General features: G+C 67.7%; 13 protein-coding genes. 7 read left to right on the forward strand and 6 right to left on the reverse strand.

The features are described from left to right. Window positions 1-15 precede the first annotated feature (15 nt). On the reverse strand, window positions 16-699 hold the full coding sequence (locus BLQ28_RS06945; RefSeq protein WP_093237962.1) for a response regulator: 684 nt from the start codon (window positions 697-699) through the stop codon (window positions 16-18). Next, window positions 696-2,327, reverse strand: coding sequence for an ATP-binding protein (locus tag BLQ28_RS06950; RefSeq protein ID WP_093237963.1), 1,632 nt, complete (start codon window positions 2,325-2,327; stop codon window positions 696-698). The genes BLQ28_RS06945 and BLQ28_RS06950 overlap by 4 nt, the downstream gene beginning before the upstream one ends. A gap of 152 nt (window positions 2,328-2,479) precedes the next feature. Between BLQ28_RS06950 and BLQ28_RS32535 the strand changes: the two genes are divergently transcribed. Beyond that, on the forward strand, window positions 2,480-2,641 hold the full coding sequence (locus tag BLQ28_RS32535) for a hypothetical protein (protein ID WP_256327204.1): 162 nt from the start codon (window positions 2,480-2,482) through the stop codon (window positions 2,639-2,641). 385 nt (window positions 2,642-3,026) lie between these two features. On the opposite strand, the gene BLQ28_RS06955 is transcribed toward BLQ28_RS32535, so the two are convergent. The 3 genes from BLQ28_RS06955 to BLQ28_RS06965 all read right to left on the reverse strand — a co-directional run bounded on the left by BLQ28_RS06955 (window position 3,027) and on the right by BLQ28_RS06965 (window position 6,860). After that, a complete protein-coding gene (locus tag BLQ28_RS06955; protein WP_093237965.1) occupies window positions 3,027-3,704 on the reverse strand; it encodes a response regulator in 678 nt (225 codons plus the stop codon). Between the two features lie 25 nt (window positions 3,705-3,729). After that, window positions 3,730-6,132 carry an outer membrane protein assembly factor BamA gene (gene bamA, locus BLQ28_RS06960; protein ID WP_093239358.1) on the reverse strand — a complete coding sequence of 801 codons (2,403 nt, stop codon included), beginning with the start codon at window positions 6,130-6,132 and terminating at the stop codon, window positions 3,730-3,732. Window positions 6,133-6,206: 74 nt separating this feature from the next. Then, entirely contained in the window at window positions 6,207-6,860 is a 654-nt protein-coding gene (locus BLQ28_RS06965; RefSeq protein ID WP_093239359.1) for a nuclease-related domain-containing protein, read from the reverse strand. 495 nt (window positions 6,861-7,355) lie between these two features. Between BLQ28_RS06965 and BLQ28_RS06970 the strand changes: the two genes are divergently transcribed. From BLQ28_RS06970 to BLQ28_RS06995, 6 genes are all read left to right on the forward strand, one after another. Beyond that, window positions 7,356-8,516 (forward strand): porin, encoded by a 1,161-nt coding sequence (locus BLQ28_RS06970; RefSeq protein ID WP_093237966.1) that lies wholly within the window; start codon window positions 7,356-7,358, stop codon window positions 8,514-8,516. Between the two features lie 93 nt (window positions 8,517-8,609). Further along, complete coding sequence (locus tag BLQ28_RS06975) at window positions 8,610-8,921, forward strand: hypothetical protein (protein WP_256327205.1); 312 nt, start codon at window positions 8,610-8,612, stop codon at window positions 8,919-8,921. 203 nt (window positions 8,922-9,124) lie between these two features. Further along, window positions 9,125-9,853 (forward strand): response regulator transcription factor, encoded by a 729-nt coding sequence (locus BLQ28_RS06980; protein WP_093239362.1) that lies wholly within the window; start codon window positions 9,125-9,127, stop codon window positions 9,851-9,853. Then, window positions 9,850-11,217, forward strand: a complete 1,368-nt coding sequence (locus tag BLQ28_RS06985; RefSeq protein ID WP_093237968.1) for a sensor histidine kinase — start codon at window positions 9,850-9,852, stop codon at window positions 11,215-11,217. Before BLQ28_RS06980 ends, BLQ28_RS06985 begins: the two co-directional genes overlap by 4 nt. A gap of 115 nt (window positions 11,218-11,332) precedes the next feature. Then, window positions 11,333-11,821 (forward strand): tripartite tricarboxylate transporter TctB family protein, encoded by a 489-nt coding sequence (locus tag BLQ28_RS06990; RefSeq protein ID WP_093237969.1) that lies wholly within the window; start codon window positions 11,333-11,335, stop codon window positions 11,819-11,821. A gap of 33 nt (window positions 11,822-11,854) precedes the next feature. Continuing rightward, entirely contained in the window at window positions 11,855-13,366 is a 1,512-nt protein-coding gene (locus BLQ28_RS06995; RefSeq protein WP_093237971.1) for a tripartite tricarboxylate transporter permease, read from the forward strand. A 15-nt stretch (window positions 13,367-13,381) separates the two neighbouring features. On the opposite strand, the gene BLQ28_RS07000 is transcribed toward BLQ28_RS06995, so the two are convergent. Continuing rightward, entirely contained in the window at window positions 13,382-14,302 is a 921-nt protein-coding gene (locus tag BLQ28_RS07000; RefSeq protein ID WP_093237972.1) for a LysR family transcriptional regulator, read from the reverse strand. Window positions 14,303-14,439 lie beyond the last annotated feature (137 nt).

Below are 14,439 nucleotides of genomic sequence, written 5' to 3' on the forward strand. Positions count from 1 at the left end.
CGGCGTGGGAGGCGTTCAGGCGGGCGCCTCCCACGCGAAGCCCACGCCATACACCGACCGTATCCAGTCGTGTTCCGGCGTCACCGCGCCGAGCTTGCGGCGCAGGTTCTTCACGTGGCTGTCGATGGCGCGCTCGGTCACGTCCACCGTGTCGTCGTAGGCCAATTCGAGCAGGCGGGCCCGCGAGAAGATGCGGCCCGGATGCCGCGACAGCACCTGCAGCAAACCGAACTCGCGCCGCGTGAGGTTCAACGGCGTGCCTTCGAGCGAGGCGCGCCAGTGCACGTCGTCGAGCACCAGCCCCGGCGCATCGCCCGATGCACCTGCGGCCGGGCCTGGCGCGGTGCGCCGCAGCACCGCGCGCACGCGCGCCACCAGCTCGCGCGGCGAGAAGGGTTTGCACACGTAGTCGTCGGCGCCCAGCTCGAGGCCGAGCAGGCGGTCGACCTCCTCGATGCGCGCGGTGAGCATGATGATCGGGTGCGCCGTGTGTTCGCGCGCGCGGCGCAGCACCTCGATGCCGTCCAGGCGCGGCAGCATGATGTCGAGCAGCGTCAGGTCGGGCGGCGACGCCACGATGCTGTCGAGCGCGCTTCGTCCGTCGGCGAAGTGCTCCGTTTCGTAGCCCGCATGGCGCAGGTAGTCCTGCACCACCGAGGCGATGTCGATCTCGTCTTCGACGATGACGATGCGTGTCATGACGGTGCCGCCAGTGGAAGTGTGAGTGTCAGGCGCAGCCCGCCGAGCGGCGAGGCCGATGCGTCGATGGTGCCGCCGTGCGCCTCGATGGTCGCGCGGCAGATCGAGAGGCCGAGCCCCGAGCCGCCGAACTCGCGGCTGCGCGAGGTCTCGCCCCTGAACAGGCGGTCGAACAGCCGCGGCAGCTCGTGCTCGGGCAGGCCCGGCGCGCTGTCGTCGAACACCAGCGTGAGGCGGTTGCCGCTCCATGCGCCTTCGACCGTGACGCCGATGCGCAGCTTGCCACCCGGGTCGGTGTAGGCCAGCGTGTTCTCGAGCAGGTTCATGAACACCTGGTGCAGCCGGTGCGCGTCGCCTTCGACCACCGGCTGCGCCGACGCCGCGATCAGGTCGATGGCGTGCCGGTCTACCGCGATCTCGCGCTTGGCGAAGCGGTCGCGCGTGTGGTCCAGCGCCTCTTTCAACAGCGACAGCGGAAACACGGTGGCGGTCAGCAGGTCGCTTTGCGGCTCGCGCATGCTGCTGCGCAGGTCGTCCACCAGTTGGCCCAGCCGGATCACCTGCCGGTGCAGCCGCAGCGCGGTGCGCTCGTCGAAGCTGCGCACGCCGTCCTGCAGCGCCTCGATCTCGGCGCGCATGGCGGCCAGCGGTGTGCGCAGCTCGTGCGCGGCATCGGCCAGCCACGCGCGGCGCGAGGCCTCGACGGTGTCCAGGCGCTGCGCCATGTCGTTGAAGGTCTTGCCGAGCAGTGCGAGTTCGTCGGAGCCGTGCACTGCGACGCGCGTGGAAAGCCGCCCGCGCGCCACTTCTTGCGCGGCCTGCGTGAGTTCGTCGATGGGCTTGAACCAGCGGCGCGCCAGCAGCCATGACAGCACCAGCGCGAAGGCAAGGCCGCACAGCCCGGTCAGCACGATCACGCCCGACTGCCGCGCGAGGAAGGCGCGGTCGGCCTCGCTTTCGAGGCCCTGCATGGGCGTGAGCGCGAGGTAGCCGATGACCGAGCGGCCACGGCGGATCGGCAGGCGCGCCGCGTTCTCCAGATCGACGCTCGCGCCGACCACGCGCACGCCCTGGGCGTCGAGCACGGCCAGCCGCTGGAAGATCGAATCGGCCATCTCGCGCGGATCGGGAAAGAACCACGGCGGCGGCATCGCCGGCAGCCGGCGGGGCAGCAGGTCGAGTTGCGGCGACGAGGGAGCTGACGACGACGGCGATGACGAAGAAGGTGAAGGCGGCGGGATCGGCGGCCCGCTGTCGGATGTGCCCGGCGGCTGGCCTTGCTGTTCCTGCGCCTGGGCTTCGCGCAGCGCGCGGTACCTGTACCAGGGCGGCAGCCGCCGCTCGTCGGCACCACCGGGCCCGTCGGTCGCGGCCGCCAGCCGGCCCATCTGCAGGCGGTGCCAGGTGTCGTCGTTGTCGCGCAGGCTCTTCCAGTCGCCGTTGGCGACGTAGTGCTTGAGCACCAGCTGCGCGAGCCAGTCCATGCGGCGGATCTCTATCTCGGCCACGTAGGAGCCCAGCCCACGCTGCAGCGCAAGGATCGAGAGGCCGGCGAAGCTGAGCAGCAGCACGATCAGCAAGGCGGCCAGCGCCAGGAAGATCTTGCGGGAAAGGGTCAGACGCGGCATGGGCTCGGGGCAGGCATGGCCGCATTCTGCGACATGCGTTTCGGGCGGGCGGTCGTCATAGGCAAGCGGCCGATCTTCGGGCCGAAATGAGGAGGAATCTGGGAGAAGTGTTCTCCCATATTTCTCCCGATTCAACACGCAGGATGCAGCCCATGAACCCGGACATGGACCTGCCGCTGTGGTTGCTGCTGTCGCTCGCGCTGCGCTTCTGGCTGGTGGCCCATGCGTGGGTGTTGCTGGTGCGCTGGGCCGAGGCCCGCGCCACGCGGCCGGCCGTGCCCGGCCCCGCGCCGGTCGGGAAGAAGACCTCATGACACACAACGAACCATCGCGGCCGCCCGGCACGGCGGCAGCGGGCTGAAGCATCTTGCGGATCACGATGCAGTTTCAAGACGGCCTTGGCGGCGGCATCGCCTCGCTGATGTAGCGCCTGGCGGGCTACCTGGCCTTCGGCGGCCTGGCGATCAGCGCCTTCATTGCCGCGCGCGACGAATGCCCCGAGCGCGTGCACACGCAGGCACGGCGGTCGAACCTGTCGACGCTGGCGCCGATCATGGGCAATGGTCCGGGTGCGCGAACCGTACCAGCGGACAGCGGGCGCACGGCGGCCGGTGATCTGTTCAGCCCGGCCGTGCCTGCCACCCCCGATGCGCCGGTTGCAGGGTCGACGGCCTGCCGGTACCAGACCGGCCCGGCGGCTCAGGCTGGCCGTTCGGCAAAGCTGAAGCCCACGCCGTAGATCGAGCGGATCCAGTCGTGCGAGGGCACGACGCAGGCCATCTTCTTGCGCAGGTTCTTGATGTGCCCGTCGACCGCGCGCTCGTTCACGTCGAGCGCTTCGGGGAACGCGGCCTCGAGCAGGTTCGAGCGCGTGAACACGCGGCCGGGGTCGCGCGACAGCGCGCGCAGCAACAGCAGCTCGCGGCGCGTGAGGTCCAGCGCATGGCCTTCCAGGCTGGCGCGCGGATCGGCGAAGCTCACCGCGGCCGAAGGCTTTGCTGCATACGGGCGTTGCGCGCGACGGCGCAGCACGGTGTTGACACGGGCCACCACCTCGCGGGGCGAGAAGGGCTTGCACACGTAGTCGTCGGCGCCCATGTCGAAGCCGCGCAGCCGGTCGGCCTCGCGCGTGCGCGCTGTCAGCATGATGATCGGATGGTCGCTGTGCGAGCGCACCTTCTCCAGCACACGCAGGCCGTCGATGCGCGGCAGCGCCACGTCGAGCAGCGTGAGCGCGGGCGGCGCGCTGAGGATGCGGTCGAGCGCCGCCGCGCCGTCCTCGATCTGCTCGAACTCGTGGCCCGCGTCGCGCAGCGGAGGCAGCAGCAACCGGGCGCTGCTGTCGTGCCCGTTCTCGACCAGAAGGATGCGGCTCATGCGGTGGTGTCTCCTTCGGCGCTGGTCAGAAAGAGGTTCCGATCTGGAACTGGAAGCGCTGGATGCGGTCGGCCGCGATGCCGTTGGCGGTGTCGGCCTTCTGGTACATCAGTGGCAGCGCATAGGCCAGCCGCAGCGGGCCCAGCGGCGAGATCCAGCTGATGCCGATGCCCGTCGATGCGCGCAGGCGGTTCTGCGCCTTCCATTGCGCATCGGTCATGCCCGTGGTGCGGTCGGCAAACACGTTGCCCGCGTCGAGGAAGGTGTACAGCCGCAGCGAACGGTCGTTGCCCGCACCCGGAAAGGGCGTGCTGAACTCCATGTTGAAGATCGCCTTGCGCGTGCCGCCGAGCGCGCCGGCGGTGACGGAGTCGGTCGGCCCGAGCGAGTTCTGCTCGAAGCCGCGGATCGAGCCGAGCCCGCCGGCATAGAAGTTCTTGAAGATCGGGAACGTGGTGCCGCCCAGTCCCTTGGCATAGCCGAGCTGGCCATTGACGGCCAGCGTGTACTGCTTGGACAGCGGAAAGTACTGCTGGTACTGGTAGGTGGTCTTCAGGTAGCGTAGCTCGCTGCCCACGCCCAGTTCGAGGTTGGCGCTTTGCAGGCGGCCGCGCGTGGGCACCAGCGCGCTGTCGCGGTCGTCGCGCGACCAGCCGACGGTTGCGGGAATGGCCAGCTTGGTGTCGCTCGCGCACACCACGCTCGGCGCGATGCCCGTGCACTGGAAGTAGTTGAGGTAGGCCTGCGGCGTCGCGGTGTAGACGTAGGAGCCGTTGACCAGCGTGTAGGTGCCGTTGCTGCCCGGCGTGAAGGCGTAGCGCTCGACGCCGATGCCGAGATAGACAGTGTCCAGCTCGCCCACCGGCAACCCGAAGCGCACCGAGCCGCCGTCGCTTGCGAGCTTGTAGTTGCCGTCGGCTTCGTAGTAGGGGCGGGTGGTGGTGTGAAAGAGGTTCAGCGTGCGCGAGATGCCGTCCTTCGTGAAGTACGGGTCTGTGGCGGTGAGCGAGACCGTGCGGTTGTACGAGCTGGTGTTGACCTGCACGCCAAGGTAGTTGCCGCTGCCGAACACGTTCTCCTGCGTGATGCCGAAGGTCAGCGAGATCTTGTCGGTCGACGAATAGCCCGCGCCCAGTTGCAGCGAGCCCGTGGGTTTTTCGGTCACGTTGATCGACAGGTCGACCTGGTCGGGCGAGCCGGCGACCTCGGCGGTCTCGACGTTCACGTCGGTGAAGAAGCCCAGGCGGTCGACGCGGTCGCGCGAGAGCTTGATCTTGTTGCCGTCGTACCAGGCGCCTTCGTACTGGCGGAACTCGCGGCGGATCACTTCGTCGCGCGTCTTCGAGTTGCCGCCGATGTTGAGCCGCCGCACGTAGACGCGCCGCGAGGGCTCCGCCTTCAGCACCATCACGACGCGGTTGTTGGCGCGGTCGATCTCGGGCTCGGCCTGCACGCGTGCGAACGCATAGCCGAAGGTGCCGAAGTAGTCGGTGAAGGCCTTGGTGGTGGCGGTGACGTCTTCGCCGTTGTAGGGCGCGCCGGGGCGGATGGTGACGAGCGACTTGAACTCGTCCTCGCGGCCCAGGTAGTTGCCCGCGAGCCTGACGCCGGCCATCGCGAACTTCTGCCCTTCGGTGATGTTGATGGTGAGCGTGATCGCCTGCCGGTCCGGCGAGATGGCGACCTGCGTGGAGTCGATGCGAAATTCGAGATAACCGCGCGTGAGGTAGTACGAGCGCAGCGTCTCCAGGTCGGCGTTGAGCTTGCTGCGCACGTACTGGTTCGACTTGGTGTACCAGGCAAGCCAGGTGCCGCTGTCCTGGTCGAACAGGTCGAGCAGCGTGCTTTCGCTGAAGTCCTTGTTGCCGACCACGTGCACTTCCTTGATGCGTGCCGCTTCGCCTTCGGTCACGGTGAACGTGAGGTTGACGCGGTTGCGCTCGACGGGCGTGACGGTGGTGATGACCTGGGCGTTGTAGAGGCTGCGGCCGATGTACTGCTGCTTGAGCTCCTGCTCGGCGCGGTCGGCCAGGGCCTTGTCGTAGGGCTGGCCTTCGGCCAGGCCGACCTCGCGCAGGGCCTTCTGCAGGGCGGCCTTGTCGAATTCCTTGGTGCCGACGAAGTCGACGTCGGCGATGGAGGGGCGCTCTTCCACGATCACGACGACCACGTTGCCGTTGACGTCGATGCGCACGTCCTTGAAAAGGCCCAGACCGAAGAGCGCGCGGATGGCGGCGCTGCCGCGCTCGTCGCTGTAGGTGTCGCCGGCCTTGATGCCGAGGGTCGCGAAGACGGTGCCGGGCTCGACGCGCTGCAGGCCTTCGAGCCGGATGTCCTTGACGGTGAACGGATCGGTGGCCCATGCCGGAAGCGCAGCGAGAGAGGCGAGCAGCGCGGCGAGGGTCGCAAGGGACTTGGGAAGATTCATCGCCGCATGGTCCCTGCCAATGTCGGAGAAATTTGGGACCTTGGCCATGCCCGCCGCGTGCGGGGTGTTTCTGTTTATTGCAATCCGATGGCGGTTGCGCTGTTCCATCCGGTGGCCGCGAGAAGGCTTCTTTCGCGGCAGTTCTGCATGTGATGCGCGACCGACAGGTTGCCCTGGATGTCGAGCAGGCGCTGCACCGTGCGGTCGATGGCATCGGCATCGAGCAAGGGGTAGGTGCGCGCGGTGCGGCCGTTGTTGCGCACCAGCCGTGCGATGTAGGGCAGGTCTTGCTGGGTGATGACGGCAGCGGGCATCACGCCTTCGAGCTCGACGCCTTCGCAAGGCAGCAGCACGAAGTACTGCAGGCGAAGGTCTTCGGGCAGAAGGCTTCGCAGTTGCGTGGTCTTGCGGCCGCCTTGCCAGGCGGGGTCTTTCACTTCGCGTGCGCTGCTGCAGCCGTTGAGGCGAAGAAACCAGCGCGGCGGGGCCTGGTCGGACTTCTTGCGATAGACGAAGGCGTTGCGCCAGGCCTTGATCTCGAACAGGTAGATGCCGGTTTCGCAGACGAGCACGGCGTCGATCCTGGCGGTTCGCATCGCGCAACCTTCGGGCATGGGAATGACGAGGTTGCGAAGAATGCGCAGGTGGGAGAAGGCGGGGCTGAATGCGCTGGCGAGCTGCTGCACACCCAGGGACGCGGCGATGGTGCTTTGCAATGCAATGGTCATGTCGGGCTCCTTCGAGGGGCCGAGCATTGCTTGGCTTTTGGGAGACTTTTGGGATGGGGGGTGTCTTTGCGTTTTTATTCAGGACGCTTGCGAAGGGCGCCCGGCATGCGGCACGGCGCGCTCGGCCCCGCTGTGCCGGCCGCTTTGCGGCTTCCCTGCGGTGCTCGCGTTTCGCGGGGTCTCGCAGAACTCGCTGCGCTCAAACAGCTGCGAGCCCTGATCCGCGAAACGCTGCGCTCCTCGGCGGCACAGAGGAGCCGAGCGCGCCGTGCCGCATACCGGGCGCTGGTCGTGGCGTTGATGCCGTCGGCCCTCACCCCAACCCTCTCCCAGAAGGAGAGGGAGTCATGCGGGGGCGTGCCCGAAACCTGCGGTAACCAAAGCGGGTGCGCGCAAAAACAACAGTACGGCCTACCCACCAGATTCCTCCAAATTTGAACGAGACCATCCGTTCCAGCTGCTCGATGAAGAGCTGCTCAAACCGGAGAAACCTGAATGAAGAAATCCCTCACGGCACTCGCCGCGCTGGCCGTTACCGGCCTGGCCTCTGCCCAATCGTCCGTTACCTTGTTCGGTGTCGTCGATGCGGGCGTGAGCTATCAATCCGCCACTTCGCGCGACCCCCTCACGGGCGCCACCAGCAAGCAGAGCCAATGGAGCCTGGCCAACTCGGGCTACAACTCCAGCCGCATCGGTTTCCGTGGCACCGAAGACCTGGGCGGCGGGCTGGCCGCGAGCTTCTGGCTCGAAGCGCCGATCAGCAACGACGACGGTGCCAACGGCATCTCGAGTTTCAATCGCCGCTCGACGGTCAGCCTCTCCGGTGGCTTCGGTGAAGTGCGGCTGGGCCGCGACTACACCTCGACCTTCTGGAACGACACCGTCTTCGACCCCTTCGGCACGAACGGGTCGGGCACCAACGTCATCAGCACGGTGGGCGCCAGCAGCGGCATCGGCAACACCAACTACGCGCGTGCCAGCAACATGGTCGGCTACTTCCTGCCGGCCAATCTCGGTGGCTTCTACGGGCAGGTGCAGTACAGCTTCAACGAGAACGTGCGCACCAGCGGCACCAACCTCACGGCGGCCACCAGCAGCAATGCCGGCCGCTACATCGGCGGGCGCTTCGGCTATGCGAACGGGCCGCTCGATGTGGCATTGGCCGTGGGCCAGAACGTGGCGGTCGACACCACGTCGCTCACGCAGAAGGTGCAAACGATCAACCTCGGTGCGTCGTACGACTTCGGGCCCGTCAAGCTGTTCGGCGAAATCTCGAACGTGCAGAACAAGTTCGACATCGCCGCGGTGGGCAACAGCCACGACAGCTACAAGGGCTACCTGCTCGGCGCCAGCGTGCCGGTGGGCGCGGGCCTGATCCGCGCGTCGTACTCCACGGTGCGCTACCACGAAGGCGCCCTCGGCATCACCGGCGAGAGCCCGCGCGTCAACAAGTTCGCGCTGGGCTATGTGCACAACCTTTCGAAGCGCACCGCGCTGTATGCCACCGTCGCGCGCGTGAACAACCGCAACGACGCGGCCTACACCGGCGACCTGACCGCCGCCAGCACGACGGGCTATGGCAGCACCGGCGTGGGCTACACGGGCCTGCCGCGTTCGTCGACGGGCTACGACTTCGGCATCCGCCACGCGTTCTGACCGACGGGGCGCATTGCGCGGCCGGTGCGGTCGGCGGGGCGCCTGCTCCGTCGGCTGCGCGTGGCCGTGCAAGGCGTGAGGAGATTTCAAAAAATGATCGACAGAATCCGACACCTTGCGGCCGTGCTCGCCGCCACCAGCCTGACGGGCTGCATCGTGCTGCCACCGCCGATGCCTTACGGGCCACCACCGGGTTTTCGCGGGGAAGGGCCACCAGGGCCTTTCTTCAGGGAAGGCCGGCCGCCACCGATGCCCGCGTGGGACATGTGCGACGGGCAAGCCGAGGGTGCGCGCCCCGCGCTGCCGGGTCCGCGCGCGGATGCGCTCACCGGCACCTGCGAGCGCGGGCCTTCGGGTGCGCTGGAGTTCCGCCTCTCCGGGCCGGCGAACATGGACAAACGGTAATGAAGCGGCGGCGCTTTCTCTGGTTGAATCGCGGCTAGGATGGCCTCCGGCGGCGGCCTGCGAGCGAAGGGCCGGCCGACCGACTCCATCGCCATGAGCACCAGAACGCAGCCACTCCCCGATCTTTCCCTTTCCACGAACCGCCTTGCCGCGCCGCACGAAGGCGCCACGTCGGTCACGCCGAGGTGATCGGGCCGACCGCCATGTGGCGCTGCCTCATCGTGGAGGACGACGCCGACAACGCCCGCTACATCGCCGACGGTTTCCGTTCGCTCGGCCACGTGGCCGTGATCAGCCGCGATGGTGCCGATGCGCTGGCGCGCGCAACGGGCGAGTCGTGGGACCTGGTGATCCTCGACCGCATGCTGCCCAACGAGGTCGATGGCCTGTCGATCCTGTCGACGATGCGCGCCCTCGGCAAGAAAACGCCGGTGCTGGTGCTCAGCGCATTGAGCGCGCTCGACGAACGCGTGCGCGGGCTCAAGGCCGGTGGCGACGACTACCTGGCCAAGCCCTTCGCCTTTTCCGAACTGGCGGCGCGTGCCGAAGCGCTGGTGCGGCGTTCGCGCACGGGGCCCGAGATCCGCATGCTGCAGCTGGCCGACCTCACGCTCGATCTGGCGCGGCGGCATGTGGAGCGTGCCGGCCGGCCCATCGCGCTGCAGCCGCGCGAGTTCCGGCTGCTGGCCTATCTGATGATGCATCCGGGGCAGGTGGTCACGCGCACCATGCTGCTCGAAGCGGTGTGGGACTACCAGTTCGACCCGCAGACCAACGTGATCGACGTGCAGGTGAGCCGGCTGCGCCGCAAGCTCGATGTCGGCGGCGCGCCGACGTTGATCCACACCCTGCGCGGCGTGGGCTATCGGCTGGCGCTGGGTCATGGCGATGGCAATGGCGATGCGCCCGACATCCGGGAAGCGCCCCCATGATCAAGACCTTGCGCCAGCTGTGGCGCTCGGTCGGGTTCCGGCTCGCGTTCTATTACGGCCTGCTCGTGGCGATCACGATGCTTGCCGCGCTGGCCATCGTCTACATGCAGACCGTCGGCGTGCTGCAGCAGCGCATGGTGCGGCAGGTGTCGGCCAGCGTGCAGCAGCTGATGGTGCGCTACGACGCGCGCGGCCTGGACGGCGTGGCGGGCGAGATCGGCTTTGCGCTGTCCGACGGGCGCAATTCCGACAACGAGATCTACCTGCTCACCGACCGCGAAGGCCGCAAGCTCGCGGGCAACCTCGACCAGACGCCGTCGCTTGCGCCCGATGCGGGCGACGGTGTGCACCGGCGCGTGGTGCGCTCGGGCCAGAGCGCCATCGGCTACCTCGTGATGCGGCACCTGCCCGATGGCGCCCTGCTGGTGGTGGGGCACGACCTGCGCGACCAAGAGTCCATCGAGTCGCTGGTGGCGAGCGCAAGCGCGGCGGCGGGCATCGTCGCGGTGCTGCTGCTGATCGGCGGCACCTTCGTCTTCAGGCAGGAGCTTGAACGCAGCGTGGGTGCGGTGCGGCGCACGGCCGCGCGCATCGCGGCGGGCGAGCTGCAGGAACGGGTGGCGCCGTCGGGCCAGGAAGACGAGTTCGCGCTGCTCGAGAACGATATCAACGCGATGCTCGACCGCATCCAGTCGCTGATGGACGGCGTGCGCCATGTGTCCAACACCATCGCGCACAACCTGCGCACGCCGCTCACGCGCGTGCTGGTGCGGCTGCGCGCGGTCGAGCAGGAGCTGGGCGGCAACGACGTGCAGCGCCAGGCCGTGGCCACCGCGATCCGCGAACTCGACGAACTGGCGGTGGTGTTCGAGAAGCTGCTGCAGATCGCCGAGGTCGAGGCCGGTGCGCGGCGCCAGCAGTTCGCGCCAGTCGCGTTGCACGTGATTGCCGACGACGTGGCGGAGCTGTATGAGGCAGTGGCCGAGGTGCAGGGCATCACGCTGCTGCGCGAGCCGGTCGACATCGCGGTGGCGCTGGGCGACCGCGATCTGCTGGCGGGCGCGGCGGCCAACCTGCTCGACAACGCGCTCAAGTACGCGGGCACCGGCGCCACGGTGCGCATCGGCACGCACACGGTGGACGGCCGCGCGCAGCTCTTCGTGCAGGACAACGGGCCGGGCATTCCGGCGGCCGAGTTCGAGCGCATCGGCGTGCGCTTCCACAGGCTGGACCGCAGCACGCCGGGGCACGGGCTGGGGCTGGCCAGCGTGCAGGCCGTAGTCGCGTTGCATGGCGGCCGGCTGCAGCTGCACGATGCGGCGCCGGGCCTGCGCGTGTGCATCGACCTGCCGGCGGGCGACTGACGGCGCTGCGTTCGCCACATTGCCAAACGGCAATGTTCTGTTCATACACACCGGGCACCTGAATTCCTAGGATCGGCTGCGCACGTCTTGTGCCGAGTTCCAGGAGACATCAACGGTGAGAATCAAGAGTCAGAGAGATTTCTGCTCGGGCGTCCTTTTCAGCGCCTTCGGCGTGGCCTTCGCATGGGGTGCCACGACCTACAACGTCGGCAGCGGCGCCCGCATGGGCCCCGGTTATTTCCCGCTGATCGTGGGCATCCTCATTGCGCTGATGGGCGTGATGATCACGCTCAAGGCATTGACGGTGGAGACCGAAGACGGCGAGCCCATCGGCCGCATCGCATGGAAGCCGCTGGTGTTCATCATCGGCGCGAACCTGATGTTCGGCGTGCTGCTCGGCGGCCTGCCCAGCATCGGCCTGCCGTCGATGGGGCTGATCGTCGCGATCTATGCGCTGACCTTCATCGCGAGCCTGGCGGGCGACAACTTCGGCTGGAAGGGCGTGACCGTGCTCGCCAGCATCCTGGCGCTGGGCAGCTACCTGGCCTTCGTGGTCGCGCTCAAGCTGCAGTTCCAGGTGTGGCCCACCTTCATCGCCGGCTGATCCGCGCAGAACAACAAGAACACGACAAGAAAAATGGACCTGATTACCAATCTCTCGATCGGCTTCGGCGTGGCCTTCACCGCGCAGAACCTTGTCTATGCCTTCGTGGGCTGTCTGCTCGGCACGTTGATCGGCGTGCTGCCGGGCATCGGGCCGGTGGCGACCATCGCGATGCTGCTGCCCGCGACGTACGCGCTGCCGCCGGTGGCCGCGCTCATCATGCTGGCCGGTATCTATTACGGCGCGCAGTACGGCGGCTCGACCACGGCCATTCTGGTCAACCTGCCGGGTGAATCGTCGTCGGTGGTGACGGTGATCGACGGCTACCAGATGGCGCGCAAGGGGAGGGCCGGACCGGCGCTCGCCGCGGCGGGCCTGGGCTCGTTCTTCGCGGGTTGCGTGGGCACACTGATCCTGGCCGCGTTCGCGCCGCCGCTGACCGAGCTGGCCTTCAAGTTCGGCCCGGCCGAGTACTTCTCGCTGATGATCCTGGGCCTGATCGGCGCCGTGGTGCTGGCCTCGGGCTCGCTGCTGAAGGCCATCACGATGATTCTTCTGGGGCTTGCGCTCGGCCTCGTGGGCACCGACGTGAACTCGGGCGTGGCGCGCTACAGCTTCGACATTCCTGAACTGACCGACGGCATCGGCTTCATCGCCATCGCGATGGGCGTGTTCGGCTATGGCGAAATCATTGCCAACCTCGCGGTGCCGGAGCACGAGCGCGAAGTGTTCACCGCCAAGGTGAAGGGCCTGTGGCCCACCAAGCAGGACTTCAAGGACATGACGCCTGCGGTGCTGCGCGGCACGGCGCTGGGTTCTGCACTGGGCATCCTGCCCGGCGGCGGTGCGCTGCTGTCGGCCTTCGCGGCCTACACCATCGAGAAGAAGATCAAGCTCAAGCAAGGCGAAGTGCCTTTCGGCAAGGGCAACATCCGCGGCGTGGCGGGCCCCGAGTCGGCCAACAACGCCGGTGCGCAGACCTCCTTCATTCCGCTGCTGACGCTGGGCATTCCGCCCAACGCGGTGATGGCGCTGATGGTGGGGGCCATGACCATCCACAACATCCAGCCGGGCCCGCAGGTGATGACCAGCAACCCCGAGCTGTTCTGGGGCCTGATCGCCTCGATGTGGATCGGCAACCTGATGCTGATCGTGCTGAACCTGCCGATGATCGGCATCTGGATCAAGCTGCTGACCATTCCCTACAAGTGGCTGTTTCCGTCGATCGTGCTGTTCTGCGCGGTGGGTGTCTATTCGGAGAACAACAACACCTTCGACGTGTGGATGGTCGCGATCTTCGGCATCGTGGGCTATGCCTTCCTGAAGCTCAAATGCGAGCCGGCGCCGCTGCTGCTGGGCTTCATCCTCGGGCCGATGATGGAAGAGAACCTGCGGCGCGCATTGCTGCTGTCGCGCGGCGACTGGAGCGTGTTCGTCACGCGGCCGCTGTCGGCGGGCCTGCTGGCCGCTGCTGCGCTGCTGCTGATCGTCGTGCTGCTGCCTTCGGTGAAGGCCAAGCGCGAAGAGGCGTTCGTCGAAGAGTGAACGGGGTGATCTGATTCAAGGCGCGGGGGCCTGCGCGGCCTCCAGCGCCTCGAACTCAGCCGCAAGAAAGTCCACCAGCTTGCGCACCGAGGGCAGCAGCCCACGGCGCGACGGGAACACCGCGTGGACGATGCCGGCGCGCGGCGCCCATCGCGGCAGCACGTCGACGAGGCGGCCGGCCTTCAGGTCGTCATGGACCATCATGGTCGGCAGCTTGGCGACACCCACGCCCTGCAGCGCGGCAAAGCGCAAGGCGACCATGTCGTCGGTCACCAGCCGGGGCTGATGGCGCACCTCGGCAGTGGCGCCGTCGGGGCCTTCGAGGCTCCAGGTGTGCTGTGGCTGCGAAGGGCCCAGGTCGAGGCTGGGCAAGGTGCCCAGGTCCGCCGGGCCGGCGGGTGCCGCCAGGCCTTCGAGCAGGCGGGGGTGGGCCACCAGACGCTGGGCGCTTTTGCCCAGCACCTTCATCACGAGGTCGGTGTCTTCGAGCGGCGGAAAGCGCACGCGCAGCGCAAGGTCGAAGCCTTCGCGAATCACGTCGACGCGGCGGTTGGTGCTGTCCATGTGCACCTGCACGCGCGGGCACTCGGTCATGAACTTCGCGATCATCTCGCCGACCTGGTAGTACACCAGCGCCGATGGGCAGGCCAGCCGCACCAGCCCTTGCGGGTCGGCGTGGATGCGGTCGATGGCCTCCTGCGCGGCATCGGCCTCGACCAGCATCGCGACGCAGTGCTCGTAGTACTGCCGGCCGATGTCGGTGACGATGAAGCGGCGCGTGGAGCGCTGGATCAGCCGCACGCCCAGCCGCTCTTCGAGCAGCGCGATGCGCCGGCTCAGGCTGGACTTGGGCACGCCCAGCGCCCGGCCGGCCGGGGCGAAGCCGCCGTGGTCGACGACCTGGGCGTAGAAGTAGAGATCGTTCAGGTCGCGCATGGTTTGCCGGTGCCTCCGTTGCCCTTGATCGTTCGCCAGATGGAACGATGAGGGCGAATTCTGGCATCTACTCAAAGCATCGTTGCGGCCGCATCCTCTGTACATGGCCTTCCCGCATCGGGAGGCCCCACAGAAGG

The sequence above is a fragment of the Variovorax sp. EL159 genome, from assembly GCF_900100965.1.
Lineage (GTDB): Bacteria > Pseudomonadota > Gammaproteobacteria > Burkholderiales > Burkholderiaceae_C > Variovorax.

Excerpts from the sequence above, each read along its gene's own strand:
- bamA (WP_093239358.1), bottom strand. The coding sequence starts at position 6,132 with ATGAATCTTCCCAAGTCCCTTGCGACCCTCGCCGCGCTGCTCGCCTCT.
- BLQ28_RS06995 (WP_093237971.1), top strand. The coding sequence starts at position 11,855 with ATGGACCTGATTACCAATCTCTCGATCGGCTTCGGCGTGGCCTTCACC.
- BLQ28_RS32535 (WP_256327204.1), top strand. The coding sequence starts at position 2,480 with ATGAACCCGGACATGGACCTGCCGCTGTGGTTGCTGCTGTCGCTCGCG.
- BLQ28_RS06950 (WP_093237963.1), bottom strand. The coding sequence starts at position 2,327 with ATGCCGCGTCTGACCCTTTCCCGCAAGATCTTCCTGGCGCTGGCCGCC.
- BLQ28_RS07000 (WP_093237972.1), bottom strand. The coding sequence starts at position 14,302 with ATGCGCGACCTGAACGATCTCTACTTCTACGCCCAGGTCGTCGACCAC.
- BLQ28_RS06945 (WP_093237962.1), bottom strand. The coding sequence starts at position 699 with ATGACACGCATCGTCATCGTCGAAGACGAGATCGACATCGCCTCGGTG.
- BLQ28_RS06980 (WP_093239362.1), top strand. The coding sequence starts at position 9,125 with ATGTGGCGCTGCCTCATCGTGGAGGACGACGCCGACAACGCCCGCTAC.
- BLQ28_RS06970 (WP_093237966.1), top strand. The coding sequence starts at position 7,356 with ATGAAGAAATCCCTCACGGCACTCGCCGCGCTGGCCGTTACCGGCCTG.
- BLQ28_RS06955 (WP_093237965.1), bottom strand. The coding sequence starts at position 3,704 with ATGAGCCGCATCCTTCTGGTCGAGAACGGGCACGACAGCAGCGCCCGG.
- BLQ28_RS06985 (WP_093237968.1), top strand. The coding sequence starts at position 9,850 with ATGATCAAGACCTTGCGCCAGCTGTGGCGCTCGGTCGGGTTCCGGCTC.
- BLQ28_RS06965 (WP_093239359.1), bottom strand. The coding sequence starts at position 6,860 with ATGACCATTGCATTGCAAAGCACCATCGCCGCGTCCCTGGGTGTGCAG.
- BLQ28_RS06975 (WP_256327205.1), top strand. The coding sequence starts at position 8,610 with ATGATCGACAGAATCCGACACCTTGCGGCCGTGCTCGCCGCCACCAGC.